This window comes from Rhodoplanes sp. SY1 (assembly GCF_046000175.1).
Lineage (GTDB): Bacteria > Pseudomonadota > Alphaproteobacteria > Rhizobiales > Xanthobacteraceae > Rhodoplanes.
Genome location: NZ_JBEOMB010000190.1, coordinates 1 through 1,003 on the forward strand (window position 1 = coordinate 1; position 1,003 = coordinate 1,003).

Consider the following 1,003-nt stretch of genomic DNA (forward strand, 5'->3'; position numbering starts at 1 on the left):
CCAAACGCGATAGCCCTGGGATCGAGAGGGGTCGGATTGCCAGCAAGCCGAGCTGCGCCAGAAAATGAGACTACTGCAGCTTGGCCGTTTTTATGACCGTAGTATCCATGAGCAAAGTCGTTGCGCTGGTCTGCCGCAGACTCTACTTGTTTAAGGTATCTTAGCACTTCATCTCTGTTAGCCCGCTTGACTCTTTGCTTTGCGATCAAGCGCAGCGTTCCTGTTTTATTGGTGATGCTCATTGGCCGTATTAGGGCGCGTTCTTGGAGTTGGGAGAGCCCAAGAATATCGGCTATCATCATCGTCAAGCAATGCTCAAGATGGCTGAACGCGATGACTGCGCGCCCGACCGATAAGCACACTTGCTCGATGAATTCCTTAGATGTTTGGTCTATCATAAGAAAATGCGCCCCGAAGGAGGAGTTGCGACTTCGCAGACGTTAATGGGTGCTCTCGTCTGTAAGGCGCTCAGCCGCATGAGGACACGACAGTCGGCAACCCCCGGCCAAAGAGATCACATGACGATGCAGCAAAGAACTGACCGGAGAGCAAGGATCGTCGTGATGTCAGAATCGATGCTTGGACTCCTTTGGAGTGGCGCTTGCCCCCTCGCGGACAAGCGTGGACATTCCGCGAGAGGCGTCTTTAAGAAGTGGCGGTGGAGCTTATTACTTCTTCTTCGTCCCGTACGGGCTTTGATTTGTCGGCTTCAGCGACAGCCCTTCGGTGGAAGCCTTTGCTTGGACAGCGTCAGGTGTGCGCCCCTGTTTCAGAGCAATGACGCGTGTGGGCGTATTTGATGCAATCTGAGCTTTTAGTTCTTTGACTTGTTGTGACGTCCAGGGCTTTCCCTGGTTAGGAGGAGTCTTTGCCATAACGGCCCTTTCGCATTAGGAACCGGGCTTGACCTGAGACGAATGGAGTTCAATCCAGAGTGCTTCAGACGTCGTCGGCCCCCAGCCCGATCCCTGGTTGTGGGGGCGATACCAGGGCTATCGCGTTT

At 53.9% G+C, this 1,003-nt stretch carries 1 protein-coding gene; it reads right to left on the bottom strand.

Annotated elements, in window-relative coordinates:
* Positions 1-242 (bottom strand): hypothetical protein (locus tag ABTU92_RS27910; RefSeq protein ID WP_408094843.1); only part of this gene is annotated, 242 nt, incomplete at its 3' end.
* Positions 243-1,003 lie beyond the last annotated feature (761 nt).